The sequence below is a fragment of the Sphingopyxis sp. genome, from assembly GCF_965279755.1.
In the GTDB taxonomy this organism is placed as follows: domain Bacteria; phylum Pseudomonadota; class Alphaproteobacteria; order Sphingomonadales; family Sphingomonadaceae; genus Sphingopyxis.
On the sequence record NZ_OZ257261.1, the window covers coordinates 1,481,031 to 1,501,769 of the forward strand.

Below are 20,739 nucleotides of genomic sequence, written 5' to 3' on the forward strand. Positions count from 1 at the left end.
CATAAAAAGGGCGGCAAAGCGTCGCCCGCACATGGGAGATGATCATGCGTCCGTTCGCTCGCCGATTCCGTCATATTGCCTGCGCCACCAGCGCATTCGGCCTGCTGGCCGTCACTCCCGCCGCCTTTGCGCAGGACGCGGGCGCCAGCAGCGACGATGACGGCGAAGCCATCGTCGTCACCGCCCGCCGCACCGAGGAACGGCTGGAAACCGTCCCCGTCTCGGTTTCGGCCTTCTCCGAACGTTCGCTCGAACGGATCCAGGCGACCGACACCACCGGCCTGCAGGGCGCGGTTCCGAACCTCAACATCGTGCAGGGCCGCGGATCGTCGAACGCAACGAACATCTATATCCGCGGCATCGGCCAGCCCGACGCGCTGCAGACCTTCGACCCCGCGGTCGGCGTCTATGTCGACGATGTCTATTACAGCCGCATCCGCGGAACCCAGCTCGACCTTCTCGACCTGGAGCGCGTCGAGGTGCTGCGTGGGCCGCAGGGCACGCTCTATGGCAAGAACACGATCGGCGGCGCGCTCAAGGTTGTGACCCGCAAGCCCGGGCAGACCTTCCGCGGCGGCCTGTCGGCCGCCTATGGCAGCTACGATCAGTTCGAACTCAAGGCCTCGGCCTCGGGCCCCGTGTCCGATACGCTTGCGGCGGGTTTCGCGGCGATGTACGCGCGCCGCGACGGCTATATCGAGGATGCGGTGCTCGACCGCGATTACAACGACAAGAATACCGTCGCGGTGCGCGGCGCGGTGGCCTACACGCCCAGCACCGACTTCCGCCTCGACCTGTCGATCGACTATTCGCGCGACGATGCGTCGCTGACCGTCGGCCAGCCGCTCAACTCGCTTACCTATCTGATCGGCGGCGGCACCGCGCTGGCGCTGCCCGCCAACCCCAATCCGAATGATTATGACTTCAAGGGCCGCACGACGCCAAGTCTGCCCAATTCGACCAAATTGCGTCACTGGGGCACCAGCGCGATCGCGGCATGGAATGTCGCCGACGACCTCGAGTTGAAGTCGATCACCGCCTATCGCCGCCTCGTCACCAAGGATTATGTCGATATCGACGCGACTCAGCTCGAGATCGGCGACGTCTTCGTCGGCGTCTGGCAGAAGCAGTTCAGCCAGGAATTGCAGCTCAACTACACTGGCGAACGCTTCCAGGCGGTCGGCGGCCTCTATTATCTCAAGGAAAATATCGAATCGCATCAGGAGGCCTATGCCGACGACCTGATCGGGCCGCTGCTCGGCAATCCGACCTTCCTGCGCACGATCGACGACGATCTGACGACGAAGAGCTATGCCGCCTATGCCAATGCGAGCTTCTCGCTGACTGATGCGCTGCGCATCTCGGCAGGCATCCGCTACACCGACGAGAAGAAGGATTATTTCCGCACGACCTCGACCTTCTCGTCCAGCCCGCTGCTCACCAGCCTCGCGCCCTATGTGTTCGCGCGCAAGCAGAGCTGGGACGACTGGTCGCCGATGGCGTCGATCGACTATCGCTTCACCGACAATCTGATGTTCTATGCCCGCGCGGCGAAGGGCTTCAAGTCTGGCGGCTTCAACGGCCGTGCCAACAGCGTCGCCGAATCGACCGCCTATGCGCCTGAAAAGGTCTGGTCGTACGAGGCGGGCTTCAAGGGATCGGTCGACGATATCGCGCGCTTCAGCGTCGCGGTGTTCCACAATGACTACAAGGATTTCCAGGCGCGCGTCTCGGGCATCGACACCGACCCCGTCACCGGCCTGCCCGTCCCCGTGCTCAGCGTGCTCAACGCCGGCAAGCTGCAGATTCGCGGCGCCGAGCTGGAGCTGGCGCTGACCCCGGTCACCGGCCTGCTGCTCGATACGCAGATCGGCTATCTCGACGCCGAGTACAAGGAGTTCAGGGACGCGCGCTTCACCGCAACCGGCGGCAGCCGCGCCTTCCAGCGTCCGGCCTTCGCGCCCAAATGGACGATGCGTTTCGGCGCGCAGTACGAAGCCGATCTGGGCGGTTCGGGCTATCTGACGATCGGCGGACAGACGCGCTATCGCTCGACTACCGCGCTCGCGGTCGACAACACCTTCATCAATTCGCAGACCGAAATCGCGGGGCTGTTCCAGCCCGGATACTGGCTGCACGATGCCCGCATCGTCTGGGAAGATGCCGACCGCAAGTTCAGCGTCGGCCTCTATGGCCAGAATCTGTCGGACAAAAGCTACAAGACCGATGGCCAGGATTTCTCGAGCATCGGCAGCATCCGCACCGCTTATTATGGCGCGCCGCGCACCTTCACCGTACGCGCCGGCGTCAAATTCTGATCATCGGAAAATAAGGGGGGAAAGGGGCGTCCGTCGTGGCGCCCCTTTTTCTTTGAGTCTGGCGTTATGATGCGAGAGGCGGCGCGCCGGTGGCCGCGACCATGCGTTCGCCATCGATGACGATCGGGCTCGCGACGCCGTCGATCGACGCACCCTCGGGGCGAAAGCGCATGCCCCGCGCCTGAACCTGCGGATCGGCAAACACTTGTGCAAGGTCGTTGATCGGCCCCGCCGGCACGCCTTCGGCCTCCAGCGCGAGCGACAAAGGCTGCGCGTCCCACGCCGCGATCTTTGCTGCGAGCAACGGGATCAGTTCGGTCCGGTTCGCGAGCCGCGCCGCATTGTTCACGAAGCGCCGATCGTCGGCCCATTCGGGCACGCCCAATATGCCGCAAAGCTTGCGATACTGCCCGTCGTTGCCGACCGCGATCACCAGCTGGCCATCGGCAGTCGCGAACACCTGATAGGGCACGACGTTTACATGGGCATTGCCCATCCGCTTCGGCACGACCCCGCTCGCTAGATAATTGGCCGCCTGATTCGCGAGCACTGCGACCTGGCTGTCGAGCAGCGCCATATCGATATGCGCGCCCGCCCCTGTGACGTCACGACGTCGCAGCGCGGCGAGGATCGCCACGGTCGAATACATGCCGGTGAAGATATCGGCATAAGCGATTCCCGCCTTTTGCGGCGCGCCGTCGGGTTCGCCGGTCAGCGACATGAAGCCGCTCATCGCCTGGACGATATAGTCGTAGCCCGCGCGGTGGGCATAAGGTCCGGTCTGGCCGAAGCCGGTGATCGAACAGACGATAAGCTGCGGGAAATCGGCGCACAGCCGCGCCGGATCGAGCCCATATTTGACGAGGCCGCCGACCTTGTAATTCTCGATCACCACATCGGCGTCGGCGAGCAGCGCGCGCACCTCGGCCTGTCCCGCGTCGCTGGAGATATCGATCGCGACGCTGCGCTTGCCGCGGTTGCAGCTGTGATAATAGGCCGCGCCCAGATCCTCGCCATCCGGCCCGGTGACGAAAGGCGGCCCCCATTCGCGCGTGTCGTCGCCCGGCCCCGGCCGCTCGACCTTCACCACCTCGGCGCCGAGGTCGGCAAGCAATTGTCCGCACCACGGCCCCGCGAGGACACGAGCCAGTTCGACGACGCGCAGGCCTTCGAGGGGTTTCGGGTCCAGTGCCTTCACCTCAGAAAAAGGCAGGAATGCCGGTGATTGCGCGGCCGAGGATCAGCGCATGGACGTCGTGCGTGCCCTCATAGGTGTTCACAGTCTCGAGGTTCACCGCATGACGGATGACATGATAATCGGCCGAGATGCCGTTGCCGCCGTGCATGTCGCGGGCGACGCGCGCGATATCGAGCGCCTTGCCGCAATTGTTGCGCTTCAGCAGGCTGATCGCGTCGGGAATCAGGCGGCCGTCGTCGATCAGACGGCCGACGCGCAGCGCGGTCTGCAACCCCATCGAAATCTCGGTGAGCATGTTCGCAAGCTTCAATTGCACGATCTGATTCGCCGCGAGCGGGCGGCCGAACTGCTTGCGCTCGAGCGTGTAGTTGCGCGCCGCCTCGTAACAGAATTCGGCCGCGCCCATCGCGCCCCAGCCGATGCCGTAGCGCGCGCGATTGAGGCAGCCGAACGGACCCTTTAGACCCGACACATGCGGAAGCAGCGCATCCTCGCCGACCTCCACGCCGTCCATCACGATCTCGCCGGTGATCGACGCGCGCAAGGACACTTTGCCTTCGATCTTCGGCGCCGACAGGCCCTTCATGCCCTTTTCGAGGACGAAGCCGCGGATCGCGCCGTCGTGCGCGTCGGACTTCGCCCACACGACGAAGACGTCGGCGATCGGCGAATTGGTGATCCACATTTTCGCGCCCTTGAGGCGATAGCCGCCCTCGATCTTCTCGGCGCGCGTGCGCATGCTGCCGGGGTCGCTGCCCGCGTCGGGTTCGGTCAGACCGAAGCAGCCGACAAGTTCGCCCGACGTCAGCCCGGGCAGAAATTTCCGCTTCTGCTCCTCGCTGCCATAGGCATTGATCGGATGGATCACGAGCGAGCTCTGCACCGAACAGGCCGAACGATAGCCCGAATCGATGCGTTCGACTTCGCGCGCGATCAGCCCGTAGCTCACATAGTTTAGGCCCGCGCCGCCATATTCGGGATCGATCGTCGCACCGAGCAGACCAAGCTGGCCCATCTCGCGCATGATCTCCCGGTCGAACCGCTCGTCGAGAAAGGCCGAGGTCACCCGCGGCAGCAGTTCACCCTCGGCATAGGCGCGCGCGGCGCCCTGAATCATCCGTTCCTCTTCGCTGAGTTGGTCGGCGAGCTGGAGCGGATCGAACGGGTCCAGCGCTTCAACGCGCTGCGGATCGGCGAGGGCCATGGGTCGGGCTTTCTCTTGAATGCGCGTCGGTAAGGACGCGGGTCAGGGGTTGGTCGGGGCCGGGTTGCGGGCCATCGCGACGGCGGTGCTGTCGCGCGGTTCCAATATCGCCGCCGTCTCGATCAGGTCAAGCGCGCGGCGCGCGTCATTATAGCGGCGCGCGTCGATCAGCCATTCGTTCGCCGATGCCGCGCCGGGCATCGCCTGGACCTCGAGTATCGCCTTGTCGGCCATCCCGCCGGCCAGATAGCGACGCGCGCGCTCCAGACGTTCGGTCGCGCGCGGCGACTGCGTTCCTGCCGGTCGCACCACGAACAATTCGCCCAGTTCGCGGCGGATGCCGGTCCAGACGCTGCCCTTATCGCCGCTGCGTCCGACGAGTTCGGGCGCGATCGCGTCGAGTTCGGCGCGGAGCTGTTCGAGCGTCACAGGTTCACGCGAGGTTTCGATAATCGTCTTGACCGCATTGGGCTGGTCGTCGCCGAAGCGCAGGCGGAGCTGCGCCTCAAGATAGCCGAGCGACAGGCCGCGATCGAGTGCGCGGCGCACCGCGAAGGCAACGAGCAGGCCCTCGGCGCGCGAAGCGTTTCCCGATGCCGATTCGGCCTGCAACGTGATGCGCGACAGACGCTGTTCGAGTTCGGCGACCCGCGCGCCAAGCGCATCGGCGCTGTCGGCCGGCGCCGCAGCCAGGGACTGGCCAGCTCCCGGGACCGCGGGCGCTTCTCCGACGGCGGTGAGCGCACCGCCGGGTGCATCGGCCGCCACCGTGACTGTCGGCGGTGTATCCGAAGCCAGCCAACGGCTCATCGCCCAGCCGCCGCCAAGCACACCCAGAATCAGAAAGATCATCGCGGCGATGAAAAGCGCGCGTAGCGAAAGCCGTTTCACCGGGGCCGCACCCTCTTCGGGCGCGGGCCTGTCGATGTTGTCGATTGTCATGTGTCTCTTTCGAACGACCCTATTGGGCGCCCTTGTGGCACAAAGCATGCGCCTCTGCCAACATCGCGCCGTCGTCGGGGTGTTCCGAAACGGCCTTTTTCGACCAGCCTTCGCCCGCCGCCGCCGCGACCGCCGCGCTGATCGCGAGCAAGGTCAAATGCTTACGCCGGTCGCCCGCAAGCTCGGCGATTCGCTCCGCTCCGCGCGCCGAGTGCCCCATCACCACCGCCGGCGCCGCAATCAGCCCATCCCAGCCGGGCGGCGGCGGCACGACGTCGACGGCATAGACGGGTAATGCGGTGACCGCGATTCCCGCCGCCTCAAACACTGTCCGCTCGCGGCCGCAGAGCCAGAGGAGCCGCCCGATCGATGATGACGCCATGGCGCCGACCAGCGTCCGGGCATCGCTGTCGCCGACGGTCGCGACCGTCAGCCCGGCTTGCCGCGCGGCATCGGCGGTCGCTTCGCCGACCGCGTGTACATGCAGGTCCGCTAGTGCCGCGAGACCCGGCCCGCCGAGCCCCGCCGCCTGCGCGCTCGTCATCAGCAACGCATCGAACGCCGCGGGGTCGGGGACGTCCCAATCGAGTGGCCGCGCCGCGAACAGCGGCAGATGACGCGCGTCGAGTCCGGCCTGCCGCGCCCGCTCGACCGTCGTCGCCCCGCCGGGGTCGGCGCGCGTGACGAGGAGCGGCAGGCCCGCGCTCATACAGCGAAAAGTCGCCGTACCGCGTCGGGCGCGTCGCCGAGCAGGCGGTGCGCCAGCGCCTCGGCATCGCCCCCGCCGGCGATGATCGCGTGGCCGGCGACATGCTCGGCACCGTCGTCCGAATAGATTTCGGCATCGAGCCGCAAGCTGCCGTCATCGCGCCACGCCGCATGAGCCGCCACCGGCGAGCGGCAATCGCCGCCAAGCGCGGCCAGCAGTGCGCGCTCAGCCGCGACCGCGTGATGCGTCGGTCCATGATCGACCGCTTTCAGAAGGCCGAAGGTCGCCGCATCGTCGGCGCGGCATTCGATCCCGATCGCCCCCTGCGACGCCGCAGGGAGCAGCAGATCGGCCGCCTGCACGCTTCCGATGTCGTGCATGCCGAGCCGGTCGAGCCCGGCCGCCGCGAGCAAAGTCGCGTCGACCTCGCCGGCTGCGAGTTTCGCCAGCCGCGTCTGGACGTTGCCGCGCAGGAGCGTGGTGACCAGGTCGGGGCGGAGCCGGCGCACCTGCGCGGCGCGGCGCGGGCTACTCGTCCCCAGCCGCGCGCCGTGCGGCAGGTCCGCAATCGCGCCCGCATCGATTCCTTCGCGCGCCACCAGCCGGTCGCGCGGGTCGGCGCGTTCAAGCATCGCCCCCAGCACGAAGCGCGCATCGCGCAGCGTCTCGACATCCTTCAACGAATGGACCGCGATATCGATGTCGCCGGCGTCGAGCGCGGCGTCGAGTTCGCGCGTCCACAGCGCCTTGCCGCCAACCTCGGCGAGCGCGCGGTCCTGAATCTTGTCGCCGGTCGCCGTCATCGGCACGATTTCGAGCGCGGCGGGGTCGAGCGCATGCGCCTTCGTCAGCGCCACCGCCGCCATATGCGCCTGTGCGAGCGCGAGCGGGGAGGCGCGGGTACCGATGCGGAGCGGGGTCGCGGGCGTAGGAAGCGGGATCGAAGCCATATCTTCCGCTAGCGTCACTTGCTCTCCGGATAAAGGGGCGGGTAAAGGGCGCGCAACAATATGACTCTGATCCTTGGCCTCGAATCGAGCTGCGACGAAACCGCGGCAGCGCTCGTCGACAGCGACCGGCGCATATTGGCGCACCGCGTCGCGGGGCAGGAGGCCGAGCACAGGCCCTATGGCGGCGTCGTTCCCGAAATCGCCGCGCGCGCGCATGTCGACCGGCTTTCGCCGCTCGTCGAGGGTGTACTGGCCGATGCTGGCGTATCGCTGGCCGAGGTCGACGCGATCGCCGCGACGGCCGGACCGGGGCTGATCGGCGGGGTGATGGTCGGGCTCGTCACCGGCAAGGCGCTCGCGCATGCGGCGGGCAAGCCGCTGATCGCGGTCAATCACCTCGAGGGTCATGCGTTGAGCCCGCGGCTCACCGATCCCGATCTCCGCTTTCCCTATCTGCTGCTGCTCGTCTCGGGCGGCCATTGCCAGCTGCTGCTGGTGCGCGGCGTCGGCGATTATCGCCGCCTTGCCACCACGATCGACGACGCGGCGGGCGAGGCGTTCGACAAGACCGCGAAACTGCTCGGGCTCGGCTATCCCGGCGGCCCCGCAGTCGAAGCGACGGCAAGGGATGGCGACCCGCGGGCGGTGCCCTTCCCTCGCCCGCTGCTTGGCAGCGCCGAGCCGCATTTCTCCTTCGCGGGACTCAAGAGCGCCGTCGCCCGCGCGGTCGCGAGCGGCGCGCACAGCACCCCCGACCTCGCCGCCTCATTCCAGCAGGCGGTGGTCGACTGCCTCGTCGACCGCAGCCGCATCGCGCTCGCCGCCTGTCCCGAAGCGACCGCCTTTGTCGTCGCGGGCGGCGTTGCCGCGAACGGTGCGATCCGCACCGCGCTCACCGATCTGGCCACGCGGTTCGACAAGCCTTTCGTCGCGCCGCCGCTATGGCTCTGCACCGACAATGGCGCGATGATCGCCTGGGCCGGCGCCGAGCGCTTCGCGGCGGGCCTTACCGATCCACTCGACACCGCCGCGCGCCCGCGCTGGCCACTCGATCCCGATGCCGAAGCCGTTCGCGGAGCCGGAGTGAAAGCATGACGTCATATGCAAATTTCGGCGTGGTCGGCGGCGGCGCATGGGGCACGGCGCTCGCGCAGATGCTCGCTGCCGAAGGCGCACCGGTGCGCCTGTGGGCGCGCGAGAACGAGGTGGTTGCGGCGATCAATGCCGATCACCGCAACCCGCTCTTCCTGCCCGACGCCACATTGTCGCCGTCGCTGACCGCGACCGGCGCCCTGTCCGATCTGGCACCATGCGACGCGCTACTCGTCGTCGTTCCCGTCCCCTTCCTGCGCGCGGTCCTGACCGATCTGCCCGCGGGCAACGCCCCGCTCATCTTCTGCAGCAAGGGAATGGAAGCCGGGAGCTTCGCCTTCCCGATCGATATCGCAAAGGAAGTCGCGCCCGCGCGGCCGCTCGCGGTGCTTTCGGGCCCGACCTTCGCGCATGAAGTCGCTGCGGGCCTGCCCACCGCGATCACCCTCGCCGCCGCCGACACAGAAACCGCCGAAGCGATCGCCCGGTCGCTCGCGCGCCCGCATTTCCGTCCCTATGTCTCCACCGACATGATCGGCGCCGAGATCGGAGGCGCGGTGAAGAATATCCTCGCGATCGCGTGCGGCATCGTCGACGGCGCCGGGCTGGGGTTCAATGCCCGCGCGGCGCTCATCAGCCGCGGCTTCGCGGAAATGACGCGCTTCGGTCTGGCGCGCGGCGCGCAGGCAGAAACGCTCGCCGGGCTCGCAGGGCTCGGCGACCTCGTGCTGACCTGCACCTCGTCCAACTCGCGCAACTTCGCGCTCGGGCGGGGGCTGGGCCGCGGCGGCGATGCGGCGGCGCTGATGGCCGACCGCCGCACCGTCGCCGAAGGAGCTTTCAGCGCACCGGTGATCGCCGCCGCGGCGCGCGCCGACGGCATCGACATGCCGATCACCGACGCGGTGGCACGGCTCGTCTCGGGCGAGATTCGCGCGGGCGAGGCGATTCAGGCCCTGCTCAGCCGGCCGCTGCGATCCGAAGGTCTTTGAAGACCAATTCGGCCCCGACATGATGACCCATCTATCGCAATTGCCTGCCCCCTCGCTCCGCGCTAAATTGCGCGCCGGGGACATCAAGAAGGGGCGCAGGGCTTGAGCCAGACGGACAGCGCGGTCGCGCCCACCGCCCAGCCTGCAATGGCTGATGCGGATACCGCCGCGCTCGCCAAGGGCGGCCGCACCAATTTCTTCGGCTTCATCATGCGCCTCGTCGCGCGCCTGCCCTTCCTCTATTTCGCCGGCCGCTGGTACGGACCCGAGGCAGTCGGGCGCTTCGCTTTCGCGGTGCTCGTCATCGAACTGGTCGCACAGCTCGCGACATTGGGTCTGAAGCGTGGCCTCGCCGAACAGCTTAGCGCCGAAGGCGCCGACCATCGCCACGTCGTCTGGGACGGCATGTTCGTGGCCTTTCTCGCCTCGGCGCTCGGATCGGCAATCCTGTTGCTGTTGCCGCAGATCATGTTCCCTGCCGGCGATATCGACGGGACCGACCGCTGGATGGCGCTGCTGATCTTCGCGATCGCCGGTACCGATGTCGCGCTTGCCGCCTGCGCCTACCGCTTCGATATCGGCGCGACGGTGCGTGCGCGTGCCATTGTCGAACCGTGGGTGATCAGCGTCGCCGCCGCGGGCTTCTGGTTCGTGTCGCCGCGCGACGGGCTGATGCTCTCCTATGCCGCCGCGATGGTCGGCGCGTTCCTCACCGCGCTGATCCCGATGATCCGGCATTATGGCGGCCCCGGCGTCTGGCGGCCGGAGCCCGCGCATCTGATCATGGTCGCGAAGCGTAACGCCCCGCTCGCCGCAGCCGACGCAATCGAATGGGGCACGCGCCGGCTCGACCTGTTCATCCTCGGCCAGTTTACCTCGCCGGCGATCTACGGAATTTACTATATGGCGCAGCAGGTCGCCTCGCTACCGCAGAAGCTCAAGACTAGCTTCGAACCGATCCTTGGCCCGGTCATCACGCGCAACCTGGCCGAGAACAGGCTCGCCGCCGTCGCAGCCCAGGTGAGTCAGGTCGGATTCTGGATCATAGCGGCGCAGGCTGGCATCGCGCTAGCGCTCGGCATTCCCGGTGAAGCCGTCATGGGCCTTGTCGGCCCGCAGTTCGTGAGCGGGTCGGGCGCGCTTGCCTTTCTGCTCGCCGCCGAAGTCGTCGCCGCGACCGCCGTCGTGAGCGAGGCGGCGCTCGTCTATGTCGCGCGCCATCGCAACCTGCTCATCAGCCTCGCGACGCTCGCGTTGCAGGCGGTGCTCAGCGTCGCATTGATCCTGTTCGCAAAATCAATGGGGCTCGACCCCATCTATTATGCCGTCGCGGTCGCTCTCGCGCTGATGATCGCGCTCGGTTTCGCTTCGGTGGTAAAGGCGCGGCTGCTCGCGCATGTGCTCGGCGCGCCGGTAAACAGCCTGCGCTGGGCACTCGTCTGGGCGACGGCCGGCGCGGCGGTGCTGGGTTGGGGGGCGACGCAACTCCCCGAATGGGCCGAACTGTTGATCGGCGTCCCCGTCATCCTCGGCATCTACGCCTGGCTGATCTGGACGCGCGGTTTCGGCCCCGCCGACCGCGCCCTGTTCAGAAAAAATCCCGACGCGGCAGCGCCGGGAGCCTAACCTCTCAACCCAACCGCGCGGCGACTTTCGCCTTCAGATCGGTCTGCGCACGCGGTCCGACCTGCGCGATGATTTCGCACGCGCACACGGCGCCCATCGTCAGGCAGTCGGCGATCGCGCGGCCCTCTGCGAGGCCCGAAAGGAAGCCGGCGGCGAAGAGGTCGCCGGCGCCGGTGGTGTCGACGACGGTGTCGATCGGTTCGGCGCCCACTTCGGTGCGCACACCGTCGGCCACTGCGACCGCGCCATGCTCACTGCGCGTCGCAACGAGCAGCGGCACTTCGGCCGCGACCTTGGCGAGCGCGGCTTCGAAATCGCTTTCCTGCGCCAGTTCGAGCAGTTCGGCCTCGTTGGCGAACAGGATGTCGATCTCGCGCGCCGCCATCATGCGGCGGAAATCCTCGCCATGCCCGGCGACGACGAAGGTGTCGGACAGGGTGAAAGCAACGCGGCGGCCGGCAGCGCGGGCAAGGCCGATCGCCTCGGCCATTGCCGCCCGCGAAGCATCGGCATTCCAGAGATAGCCTTCGAGATAAAGGATATCGGCATCGGCGATCAGCGCCGCGTCGAGCGAGTCGTGGCCAAGGCTCTGCGACGCGCCGAGGAAGGTGTTCATTGTCCGCTGGCCATCGGGGGTAACAAGGATCAGGCAGCGTGCGGTCGGCGCGCCGCCATCCTGCGCCGGCGTATCGAACGCGACGCCGAGCGAGGTCAGGTCATGGGTAAAGACCTGGCCAAGCTGGTCCTTCGCGACCTGACCGATGAAGCCGCAGTTCCGGCCGAGCGCCGCCATGCCCGCGAGCGTGTTCGCCGCGCTGCCGCCCGACATTTCGACGGCCGGACCCATCGCCGCATAGAGGCGCGTCGCTTCCTCGGCGTCGATCAGCCGCATCGATCCCTTGACCAGCTTCTCGCTCTCGATGAGCGCGTCATCGGCGCGGGCCAGAACGTCGACGATGGCATTGCCGATCGCGACAACATCGAAACGGGCGGTGGAGGCCATGAAAATTCCTGTGCTGTATGGGAAAAGCTGCGCGCGCCTTTAGGGGGGACACGCCCGCAAGGCAAGCACGACGCTTGACGGACGGTGCATGACCGCGCCATCCCCGTGCCATGGCCCGCGCCGTTCACGCCCTGCTGCTCGCGCTCAAGGATCTACCGCATCCGCGCGTGCTGCGCGTGCTCGCCGCCAGCCTTGCGCTGACCCTGCTGATCTTTGCCGCCGCGGGTGCCGCGATCTTCTTCGCAGCGCGCTGGGGGCTGGACCATTGGCAGTGGCTCGGCGGCACCGAACGCGACATGGCGGGCGTGCTCGTCGCGCTGCTCCTCGTTGCGGGGAGCTGGCTGCTGTTCCGCGCCGTCGCGATCCTCGTCGTCGGGCTCTTCGCCGACGGCATCGTCGCCGATGTCGAGGGCCGCCATTATCCCGCGGCAGCGGCGCGCGCAGTGTCGGTGAGCTTTGCCAAAAGCCTGCGCCTCGGTCTTGCCTCGGTCGGCCGGCTCGTCGCGGTCAATCTGATCGCACTGCCCATCTATATTCCCCTGTTGTTCACCGCGATCGGCGCACCCCTGCTGGCCTTCGCGATCAACGCCGCGCTGCTCGGCCGCGATCTCGAGGCGATGGTGCTCGCGCGCCATCCAGACCGGCCACGGCTGACGCGCGGGGCGCGCTGGTCGCTCGGCGCGCTGTCTGCCGCAAGCTTCCTGGTTCCCGTCGCCAATCTGTTGGCCCCGATTGCCAGCGCAGCTATGGCCGTCCACCTGTTGCACCTGAGGGACGGGGACGAATGACGAATATTTCGAGGCTGATCGCCGTTGCGGCGCTTGCTGCGACGCTGGGCGGATGCGGCGCGGCGGCGGTGCCCCGTCCCGCTCCGCCCAGTGGCGTGCGTCCCGCACCGCCGCCTACCCCGCCGCGCATCACCCAGTCGAACAGCCTGGTCGGCCACAACGCAAACGCCGCGCTGCAGATGTTCGGCAAACCGCGGCTCGACGTACAGGAAGGCATGGGGCGCAAGCTGCAATTCGCCGGCACGCCGTGCATTCTCGACGTCTATTATTATGCGCCGAAGCAGGGCTCCGAACCCGTCGCCACGCATGTCGACGCGCGCACCCCCGAAGGGCGCGATGCCAATGTCGAAAGCTGCATCAACGCACTTGGCCGTCGCTGAGTCGCGACGACATCATGACGCCAGCTCGGCGAGCGCCCATGCCGCCGCGTCGGCGACCATCGGCGATTCATCCGCCGCCAGCTCGGTCAGGCGCGCGGTAAAGCGTGGATCGCCACTGTTTCCGGCCGCGATCGCGGCATTGCGGACCATACGGCCCCGCCCGATGCGCTTGATCGGCGAGCCCGCGAAGACCTGACGGAATCCGGCATCGTCGAGCGCCAGCAGGTCGGCGAGCGACGGCGCGACCAGCTCGGCGCGCGGCAGGAAAGCGCGGTGGCGCGCGGCGGTATCGGCAAACTTGTTCCACGGGCAAACCGCAAGGCAATCGTCGCAGCCATAGATGCGGTTGCCCATCGCACGCCGGAACTCGACCGGGATCGGGCCGTCATGCTCGATCGTGAGGTAGGATATGCAGCGCCGCGCGTCGAGGCGGTAGGGCTCGGGAAAGGCCGCGGTCGGACATGCATCCTGACATGCGGTGCAGCTGCCGCACCGGTCTCGCACCGGCACCGACGGCGCCAGATCGAGCGTCGTGTAGATCGCGCCGAGAAACAGCCAGCTGCCATGCTCGCGGCTGACCATGTTCGTATGCTTGCCCTGCCAGCCGAGCCCCGCGGCGGCGGCGAGCGGCTTTTCCATCACCGGCGCGGTGTCGACGAACACCTTGACCTCGGCGCCCGGCACCTCGGCCACCAGCCAGCGAGCCACCGCCTTCAGCGCCTTTTTGACGACGTCATGATAGTCGGCGCCCTGCGCATAGACCGAGATCCGCCCGCGCTCGGGCACCTCTGCCAGCGCCAGCGGATCCTGCTCGGGCGCATAGCTCATGCCGAGCGCGATCACCGATTTCACCTCGGGCCACAGACCCTGCGGTGAGCCACGCTGCTCCGCGCGGCTTTCCATCCAGATCATGTCGCCGTGACAGCCTTCGGCAAGCCACTGGTTCAGCCGCGCTGCGGTCTGGGGCGCGGCGTCGGCGCGCGCGATTCCGAACGCTGCAAAGCCGTGCTCGCGCGCGACCGCTTCCAGCATCTGCTCCAGGGCGGGCAAGGCTTCGGCAACCATTGGCGCTCTATACGGGAACAATATCTTCGTGCCATAGTCCGGCGACAGCATATTCAGGGACCAGAGCTTGACCGATTTCAGCGTCGAGGCGACCGGCCTCACCAAATATTTCGACGCGTTCAAGGCGGTCGACCATGTCAGCCTGCAGGTGCCCGCCGGAAGCATCTATGGCGTGCTTGGCCCCAATGGTGCGGGCAAGACGACCAGCCTGCGCATGACGTTGGGCATCATCGATCCCGACGAGGGGACGAGCCGGCTTCTCGGCGGACACAAGCCGCAGTCGGTGCGCCACCGCATCGGCTATCTCCCCGAAGAACGTGGGCTTTATCCGGGCATGAAGGCGCGCGAGGCGATCGCGTTCATGGGCGCGCTGCGCGGACTCGACTGGAGCGAGGGCCGCCGCCGCGCTGCGACCTTCATGACCGAACTCGGGCTCGAGCGCGTGATCGACGAAAGGATCCGCAAGATGTCGAAGGGCATGGCGCAGATGGTCCAGCTGATCGGATCGATCGTCCATGCCCCCGACCTGATCGTGCTCGACGAACCTTTCTCGGGCCTCGATCCGGTCAATCAGGAGCGGCTCGAGATGCTGGTGCGGCGCGAGCGCGACCGCGGCGCGACGATCCTTTTTTCGACGCATGTCATGGCGCATGCCGAACGGCTCTGCGACCGGCTCGCGATCATCGCGCGTTCGCAGCGGCGCTTCGAGGGCACGGTCGACGAGGCGCGCGCACTGCTGCCGATGCAGGTGCGCTATACGCCGCGCGGCGGCGGCGAGACCGTGGCGGCGTTGCTCCCACCCGGTGCGAAACGCAATGGCGACGCCTGGCATTTCGCGATCGAGGAAGCCGACGTCGAACCTTTGCTCGCGCGCATCACCGCAAGCGGGCATGGCGTCGCGGGCCTGTCGATCGCACGCCCGGCACTCCACGACGCTTTCGTCCATATCGTGCGTCAGGTCGACGCCGGCTTCGACGCCACGCCCGAAAGTGACGCAGTCGAGGAGGCCGCAGCATGAACGCCTTCATCAAGAATATGTTCGTCATCGCGCGCCGTGATTTCCTGGCGATCGTCGCAACCCCGACCTTTCTGCTGTTCCTGCTCGCCCCCCTATTCATGGTCGGCATGGGGCTGGTCGGCGGGGTTGGCGCGTCTCAGCTCGCCGATAGCGCGCGCGGTGCGGGTCGCATCGTCGCGATCGCCGCGCCGGCCGATATCGAGGCGCTGCGTGCGGCCGACGGGCGACTGCGAGAAGCGCTGCCGCGCGGCGAACGCCCCCCGATGCTCGAATTCCGCAGCGCCGACGGCCAAGCGCCTGATCCGCTGGCGATCACGCGCGAGAAGGGTGCCGACACTTATGCGGTGATGAGCGGCGACCTGACCGCGCCGCGCATCGTCGAGCGCGAAGCGGGCAGCCGGCCGGGGCGCTACCTCGCGCTGCTGGCCAGCGATGTCGTCCTGCACCGCGCAGCGGGTACGGTGCCGCCGGTCGCCGTGACCTATGAGGCGATCACCCATGGCGGAACGAGCATCGCGGCGCAGCAGTCGCTCGGCTTCGGTGCGGTCTTCCTGATCTTCCTGATGACGCTGCTCCTCGCGGGCCAGACGGTGAGTTCGCTCGCCGAGGAAAAGGGCAACAAGGTCATCGAGATTCTCGCCGCCGCGGTGCCGCTCGAAAGCGTCTTCCTCGGCAAGCTGCTCGGCATGCTTGGCGTCGCCGTGCTGTTCATCGCCTTCTGGAGTGTGGTCGCAGTTGCCGGCGGATTCGTCGCGCTGACCCAGATGGACCCGGCCGCGATCGCCGCTGCAGGCAAACCCGCCGCCGCGCTCACGGTCGCTCCCGCCAGCGGCTGGCCCTTCTTCTTCGCCATCTCGCTCTGCTATTTCGTCATGGCCTTCCTGTTGCTCGGCGCGGTCTTCCTCGGCGTCGGCGCGCAGGCCGGAACGGTGCGCGAAATCCAGATGCTCAGCCTGCCGATCACCATTTTCCAGGTCGGGATGTTCAGCCTGTCGGCCGCCGCCGCAAGCGCGCCCGGGTCGGGACTCGCGCAGTTCGCGCAGATCTTTCCTTTCTCGTCGCCCTTCGCGATGGCGGCGCGCGCCGCAACCGACGGCGCGCATGGCATCCACCTGCTCACGCTCGGCTGGCAGGCGATCTGGGTCGCGCTCACCGTCTATCTGTCGGTCCGCCTGTTTCGCGCCGGGGTGCTCAGCAGCGGCAGCGGCTGGAAATTCTGGAAAAAGGCTCGGACGGTTGCGGCTGCGGAGTCCGCTTCCCCTCATTGACAAAGCTGTAAATAGTGGCATTCTGCAACTGAATCGGCCGCGCCAGACGGCCGCGTAGAGGAGCAGCCCATGGCCACCCAGATTCTCGTCGAACCCGAAACTCCCAATCCGCTGGACGTCAGCCGCGCCGAGCTGTGGCGCGAGGATCGCTGGCAGGAACCGATGCGCCAGCTGCGCGCCGAATCGCCGATTCATTATGTCGAGGATTCGAAATTCGGCCCCTATTGGTCGGTGACGACCTACAAGCCGATCCAGCATATCGAGGCGCTGCCCAAGATTTTCTCCTCCAGCTGGGAATATGGCGGGATCACCGTCGCCGGCGACGGAATCGAGCATCTGCAGGAAGGCGATGTGCCGATGCCGATGTTCATCGCAATGGACCCGCCCCAGCACACGGCGCAGCGCCGCACCGTTGCCCCCGCCTTCGGCCCGTCGGAAATCGAGCGCATGCGCGCCGACACTGTCGCGCGCACCGCGGCGCTGATCGACACGCTGCCGATCGGCGAATCCTTTGACTGGGTCGAAAAACTGTCGATCGAGCTGACGACCGACATGCTCGCAATCCTGTTCGATTTCCCATGGGAAGATCGCCACAATCTGACGCGCTGGTCGGACGCACTCGGCGACATCGAAAGCTTCAGCACCGTCGAACAGCGCCACGCTCGCTTGGCCCAAGCCTTTGAAATGGGCGCCGCCTTCAAGCAATTGTGGGACAAGAAGGCGCAGAATCCCGGCAAGCACGACCTCATCTCGATCATGCTTCAGTCCGACGCGATGAAGCATATGAGCGAGAATGAGTTCATGGGGAACCTCATCCTGCTCATCGTCGGCGGCAACGATACGACGCGGAATTCGATGTCGGCCTATGCCTATGGTCTGCATTGTTTCCCCGAGGAACGCGCAAAGCTCGAGGCGAATCACGATCCCGAACTCGCGGTCAATGCGATGCACGAGATCATTCGCTGGCAGACCCCGCTTGCGCATATGCGCCGCACCGCGACCGAGGATACCGAATTGTTCGGGCACCAGATCAAGAAGCGCGACAAGCTGGCCCTGTGGTATGCTTCGGCGAACCGCGACGAGGAGATTTTTCCCGACGGCGACAGGATCATCGTCGACCGCGAAAATGCCCGTCGTCACCTCGCCTTCGGCTATGGCATCCACCGCTGTGTCGGCGCCCGGGTCGCCGAACTGCAGCTGACGACCTTGATCTCCGAAATGCAGAAGCGCCGCCTGCGCGTGAACGTCCTGTCGGAGCCCGAGCGCGTCAACGCCAGCTTCGTCCATGGCTATCGCCATATGCAGGTCGAGCTGGAGCGCTATTGACGCGCGGCTGTAACCGGGCGCAGGTTCGGCGCGTATAAGGGCATATGAGGAAGCCCGACATGATCGAACGCCGCTACATCGTCACCGGTCTCGCGCTCGGCGGGGCCATGATCGCCGCGCCGATGCTCTTCGCCAAGCCCGGCAAGCGCCCGCTCGCCGAGTCGGGATGGCGCCTGACCGATGCCGAGTGGCAAAAACGCCTGACGCCAATGCAATATCGCGTGCTCCGCGAGGCCGCGACCGAGCGCGCCTTCAGCAATCCGCTGAACAACGAGCATCGCGTCGGCACCTTCGCCTGCGCGGGCTGCGCACTGCCGCTCTATTCGAGCAAGACCAAATTCGACAGCGGCACCGGCTGGCCAAGCTTCTGGGCGCCGCTGAAAGGCGCGATCGCGACCTCGACCGACTATGAGATCGGCGTTGCGCGGACCGAAGTGCATTGCCGTCGCTGCGGCGGCCACCTCGGCCATGTCTTCAACGACGGCCCGAAACCGACGGGAAAGCGTTACTGCATGAACGGGGCGGCGTTGCGCTTCACGCCCGCGTGACCCGTCAGGTCGCTGGCTTCACGCGCCAGACCGCGAGCGCCGAGCCCGTTCCCAGCGGAACAGGTTCGAGCCAGTCGGGTGCCTTGCCCGCGTATAGCTGCGCCGCAAGGTTCTTCTTGTTCACGCGGCGATATGAGGTGAAATCATTCGCGGTCGGACAGAAGACAATCAGCGTCGCCTGTTGCTTGCGGACGAGCGCCTCGGCCTTTGCCGGATCGCCGATGAAGATGCGCAACGTGTCGGCCATCGCCTCCTTGTTGCGGTGATGCGGCGTCGCGACCATCGAATGGCGCGTCCAGAAGACGAGCGGCGCGCCAAGGTCGATCGGCGTCAGCAGCGTCGCCCGGGGCAAGCGGTCCAACGCAGCGATCGTCGCGGGATCGAGGCATGTGCGCTCGGGCGTCCCCTTAACCTCTTTCTGCTGATCCGCCTTCACCTCGGGCGAGACCAGTCCCGCGCCCGCCGCAACGGCCATTCCGGCCAGCATCGGCATGGTTAGCGCCGCCGCCGCCGACATCAGGACTCGCGGTAACAACGAGGCGATCGATCGCGAACGGAACCAGATACGGAGGCCGAGCCACGCACAACCGGGCAAGGCAAAGAGATGCGCGGTGCCGACGCTGCGGAGCACCAGCAGCGACAACGCAAAGGCGCCGAGCAGCGCGATGATCACCGTCGCCCAGTTCCGCCGGTCTTCGTCCGTCTTGCCGTCGCGCCACGCAAGACATGAGCCCGCGAGCCCGACCAGCGACGGAACAATCACGAAAATCTCCGTCGTCACCGATGACGACCACACCGGTTGGCCTTCCCGCACTCCGATGTACCAATATTTGACGACGATCGGGTCGAGCGTGGCAAAGGGCCCCGCCGCGCAGAGCGGCTCGACGCCGACCAGCATGGCACCCGCCAGCGCCCCGGCGGCGCCAAGCGCCGCGAAGCGAACCCAGCGGCGCGCGGGATCGATGCGCGTCACCAGGAAAACCGCCGTCGCAGCCGCGGCGAACGCCGCGATATAGGGCGCCGACAGCGAATCGCACCAGCGGCCGACGAGGCCCGCCGGACCCCGCGTCAGAAATTGAAAAAACAGCGCGCCGCCGGCGAGCCCGCCCATATAGCCATTCAGGCGTACCCGGTCGGCGACACTCGCGCCGAGCGCCCAGCGCAGCGCGGCGAGCGCGGCGAACAGCGCGACGACCGGAAGCCCCTCGATCGAAATGGCAAGCAGCGCCGCCGCCGAAAGACCCGCGATCAGTCCCGCCCGCCCGCTCGCGGGCCGCAGCGCCTGCCCCATCATCAGCATCGCAAGGAAGATCTGCCAACCATGATGATCGACGCGAAGCGGGCGCAGCTGAATGACGATGAACGCCGCCGATACCAGATAGAGAGGCGCGACATAGGCGATCCGCCGGTCGGACAGCGACCGATAGCCGAGCGCGCAGGCAACGCTGAGCGCGGCGCCGAGCATCAGCGGCCACAGCGTCATCACGACCTGTTCGGCGAGCGGCTGGCCGAAGATCGGCCGCAGCAGAAGGATACCGAGCGCAAGCGGTGCATCGACGATCCGCGACCAGTGCATCAGCACGCCGCCGCCCGCCGGATTGACCCGATATTGCATAAGATCCCACCAGCCCTGCCCGGCCAGCAGATCGCGAACCTGCGCCATCCGCATCGCGTCGTCGGTGTCGCTGAGTTCGACCGTCATGATCGCGTGCCAACGCACCGCAATCAGGATCGCGGCAAGCACGGTCCAGACGATCAGCGCTATCCGGAAGGGCGTGAGCCAGGCGCCGAAAGGGCCCGGCGCATCAGCCGGCACCGCGGTCGACGTATCAAGGCCGGGCGAAGCGGGCGTCGCCGCGTCGGTCATGCCGCGGCCGTGCGGAAAACGATATGGCGGCGCAGCAGATAGGTCGTCTGGAAGCTGACGATGATCGCCGCGAGCTTGGCGAGGCGCGGATCGAGACCCAGCGCGGTGCCGGTGCCGACGATCGCGGTCGTGATCGCAAGGCCGATCAGCGCCGACCCGACGAAGAGCAATTTCTGGCGATGCCGTTCATCGGTGCCGCGCGCCGCTGCACCGTCGGCAAAGACGAGGCGGCTCGACACGAGCCAGTGAACGAGAATCCCCGCGCAATAGCCGACCGCCGACGCCGCCATCGGCGGCAGCCCGGCGTCGAGCAGCAGCAGGAAAAGTCCCGCGTCGCTGCCAAGCGCAAGACCGCTGGCGAGCAGATAGTTCAGCCAGCGGATTTCGCCGCGACGAATCGTCGCGATCAGTCCGGCGATGCTTTGCGCCATGGTCCTATGCCCTC

19 protein-coding genes are annotated in these 20,739 nt (G+C 67.1%); 10 read left to right on the top strand and 9 right to left on the bottom strand.

Features of this window, described 5'->3' with window-relative positions; translation table 11 throughout:
• The first annotated feature begins 44 nt into the window (after nt 1–44).
• Nucleotides 45–2,318 carry a TonB-dependent receptor gene (locus tag ACQY80_RS07220; RefSeq protein WP_428685070.1) on the top strand — a complete coding sequence of 758 codons (2,274 nt, stop codon included), beginning with the start codon at nt 45–47 and terminating at the stop codon, nt 2,316–2,318.
• 64 nt (nt 2,319–2,382) lie between these two features.
• Here ACQY80_RS07220 and ACQY80_RS07225 read toward each other — a convergent pair whose 3' ends face one another.
• The 5 genes from ACQY80_RS07225 to hemC are packed head-to-tail and all read right to left on the bottom strand — an operon-like array spanning nt 2,383 to nt 7,321.
• Nucleotides 2,383–3,516, bottom strand: a complete 1,134-nt coding sequence (locus ACQY80_RS07225) for a CaiB/BaiF CoA transferase family protein (protein ID WP_428685072.1) — start codon at nt 3,514–3,516, stop codon at nt 2,383–2,385.
• A 1-nt stretch (nt 3,517) separates the two neighbouring features.
• Complete coding sequence (locus ACQY80_RS07230) at nt 3,518–4,720, bottom strand: acyl-CoA dehydrogenase (RefSeq protein WP_428685074.1); 1,203 nt, start codon at nt 4,718–4,720, stop codon at nt 3,518–3,520.
• A gap of 42 nt (nt 4,721–4,762) precedes the next feature.
• Nucleotides 4,763–5,662, bottom strand: a complete 900-nt coding sequence (locus ACQY80_RS07235) for a hypothetical protein (protein ID WP_428685076.1) — start codon at nt 5,660–5,662, stop codon at nt 4,763–4,765.
• Between the two features lie 19 nt (nt 5,663–5,681).
• Complete coding sequence (locus tag ACQY80_RS07240; protein ID WP_428685078.1) at nt 5,682–6,371, bottom strand: uroporphyrinogen-III synthase; 690 nt, start codon at nt 6,369–6,371, stop codon at nt 5,682–5,684.
• Entirely contained in the window at nt 6,368–7,321 is a 954-nt protein-coding gene (gene hemC, locus ACQY80_RS07245) for a hydroxymethylbilane synthase (RefSeq protein ID WP_428685080.1), read from the bottom strand. The genes ACQY80_RS07240 and hemC overlap by 4 nt, the downstream gene beginning before the upstream one ends.
• A gap of 60 nt (nt 7,322–7,381) precedes the next feature.
• On the opposite strand from hemC, the gene tsaD reads away from it, so the two are divergent.
• From tsaD to ACQY80_RS07260, 3 genes are all read left to right on the top strand, one after another.
• Nucleotides 7,382–8,416: a tRNA (adenosine(37)-N6)-threonylcarbamoyltransferase complex transferase subunit TsaD gene (tsaD, locus tag ACQY80_RS07250; protein WP_428685082.1), complete on the top strand. Its 1,035-nt coding sequence runs from the start codon at nt 7,382–7,384 to the stop codon at nt 8,414–8,416.
• Entirely contained in the window at nt 8,413–9,405 is a 993-nt protein-coding gene (locus ACQY80_RS07255) for an NAD(P)H-dependent glycerol-3-phosphate dehydrogenase (RefSeq protein ID WP_428685084.1), read from the top strand. Before tsaD ends, ACQY80_RS07255 begins: the two co-directional genes overlap by 4 nt.
• Before the next feature lie 147 nt (nt 9,406–9,552).
• The gene (locus ACQY80_RS07260) at nt 9,553–11,031 is read left to right on the top strand and encodes a lipopolysaccharide biosynthesis protein (protein WP_428685780.1); all 1,479 of its coding nucleotides are present in this window, start codon (nt 9,553–9,555) and stop codon (nt 11,029–11,031) included.
• Nucleotides 11,032–11,035: 4 nt separating this feature from the next.
• Here the strand turns inward: ACQY80_RS07260 and ACQY80_RS07265 are convergent, their stop codons facing one another.
• A complete protein-coding gene (locus ACQY80_RS07265) occupies nt 11,036–12,034 on the bottom strand; it encodes an adenosine kinase (protein WP_428685086.1) in 999 nt (332 codons plus the stop codon).
• Nucleotides 12,035–12,144: 110 nt separating this feature from the next.
• On the opposite strand from ACQY80_RS07265, the gene ACQY80_RS07270 reads away from it, so the two are divergent.
• Complete coding sequence (locus ACQY80_RS07270) at nt 12,145–12,822, top strand: EI24 domain-containing protein (protein WP_428685088.1); 678 nt, start codon at nt 12,145–12,147, stop codon at nt 12,820–12,822.
• Nucleotides 12,819–13,202, top strand: coding sequence for a hypothetical protein (locus ACQY80_RS07275; protein WP_428685090.1), 384 nt, complete (start codon nt 12,819–12,821; stop codon nt 13,200–13,202). Before ACQY80_RS07270 ends, ACQY80_RS07275 begins: the two co-directional genes overlap by 4 nt.
• Nucleotides 13,203–13,214: 12 nt before the next feature.
• Here the strand turns inward: ACQY80_RS07275 and queG are convergent, their stop codons facing one another.
• The gene (gene queG / locus ACQY80_RS07280; RefSeq protein WP_428685092.1) at nt 13,215–14,267 is read right to left on the bottom strand and encodes a tRNA epoxyqueuosine(34) reductase QueG; all 1,053 of its coding nucleotides are present in this window, start codon (nt 14,265–14,267) and stop codon (nt 13,215–13,217) included.
• 67 nt (nt 14,268–14,334) lie between these two features.
• Here queG and ACQY80_RS07285 point away from each other — a divergent pair, with 67 nt between their 5' ends.
• From ACQY80_RS07285 to msrB, 4 genes are all read left to right on the top strand, one after another.
• Nucleotides 14,335–15,285, top strand: a complete 951-nt coding sequence (locus tag ACQY80_RS07285; protein ID WP_428685094.1) for an ABC transporter ATP-binding protein — start codon at nt 14,335–14,337, stop codon at nt 15,283–15,285.
• Nucleotides 15,282–16,553: an ABC transporter permease gene (locus ACQY80_RS07290; RefSeq protein ID WP_428685096.1), complete on the top strand. Its 1,272-nt coding sequence runs from the start codon at nt 15,282–15,284 to the stop codon at nt 16,551–16,553. Before ACQY80_RS07285 ends, ACQY80_RS07290 begins: the two co-directional genes overlap by 4 nt.
• A 69-nt stretch (nt 16,554–16,622) precedes the next feature.
• The gene (locus ACQY80_RS07295) at nt 16,623–17,879 is read left to right on the top strand and encodes a cytochrome P450 (RefSeq protein ID WP_428685098.1); all 1,257 of its coding nucleotides are present in this window, start codon (nt 16,623–16,625) and stop codon (nt 17,877–17,879) included.
• 59 nt (nt 17,880–17,938) lie between these two features.
• Nucleotides 17,939–18,427, top strand: a complete 489-nt coding sequence (gene msrB, locus ACQY80_RS07300; protein ID WP_428685100.1) for a peptide-methionine (R)-S-oxide reductase MsrB — start codon at nt 17,939–17,941, stop codon at nt 18,425–18,427.
• Nucleotides 18,428–18,431: 4 nt separating this feature from the next.
• On the opposite strand, the gene ACQY80_RS07305 is transcribed toward msrB, so the two are convergent.
• Entirely contained in the window at nt 18,432–20,294 is a 1,863-nt protein-coding gene (locus tag ACQY80_RS07305; RefSeq protein WP_428685102.1) for a hypothetical protein, read from the bottom strand.
• Nucleotides 20,291–20,725, bottom strand: coding sequence for a GtrA family protein (locus ACQY80_RS07310; protein ID WP_428685104.1), 435 nt, complete (start codon nt 20,723–20,725; stop codon nt 20,291–20,293). Before ACQY80_RS07310 ends, ACQY80_RS07305 begins: the two co-directional genes overlap by 4 nt.
• Nucleotides 20,726–20,739 lie beyond the last annotated feature (14 nt).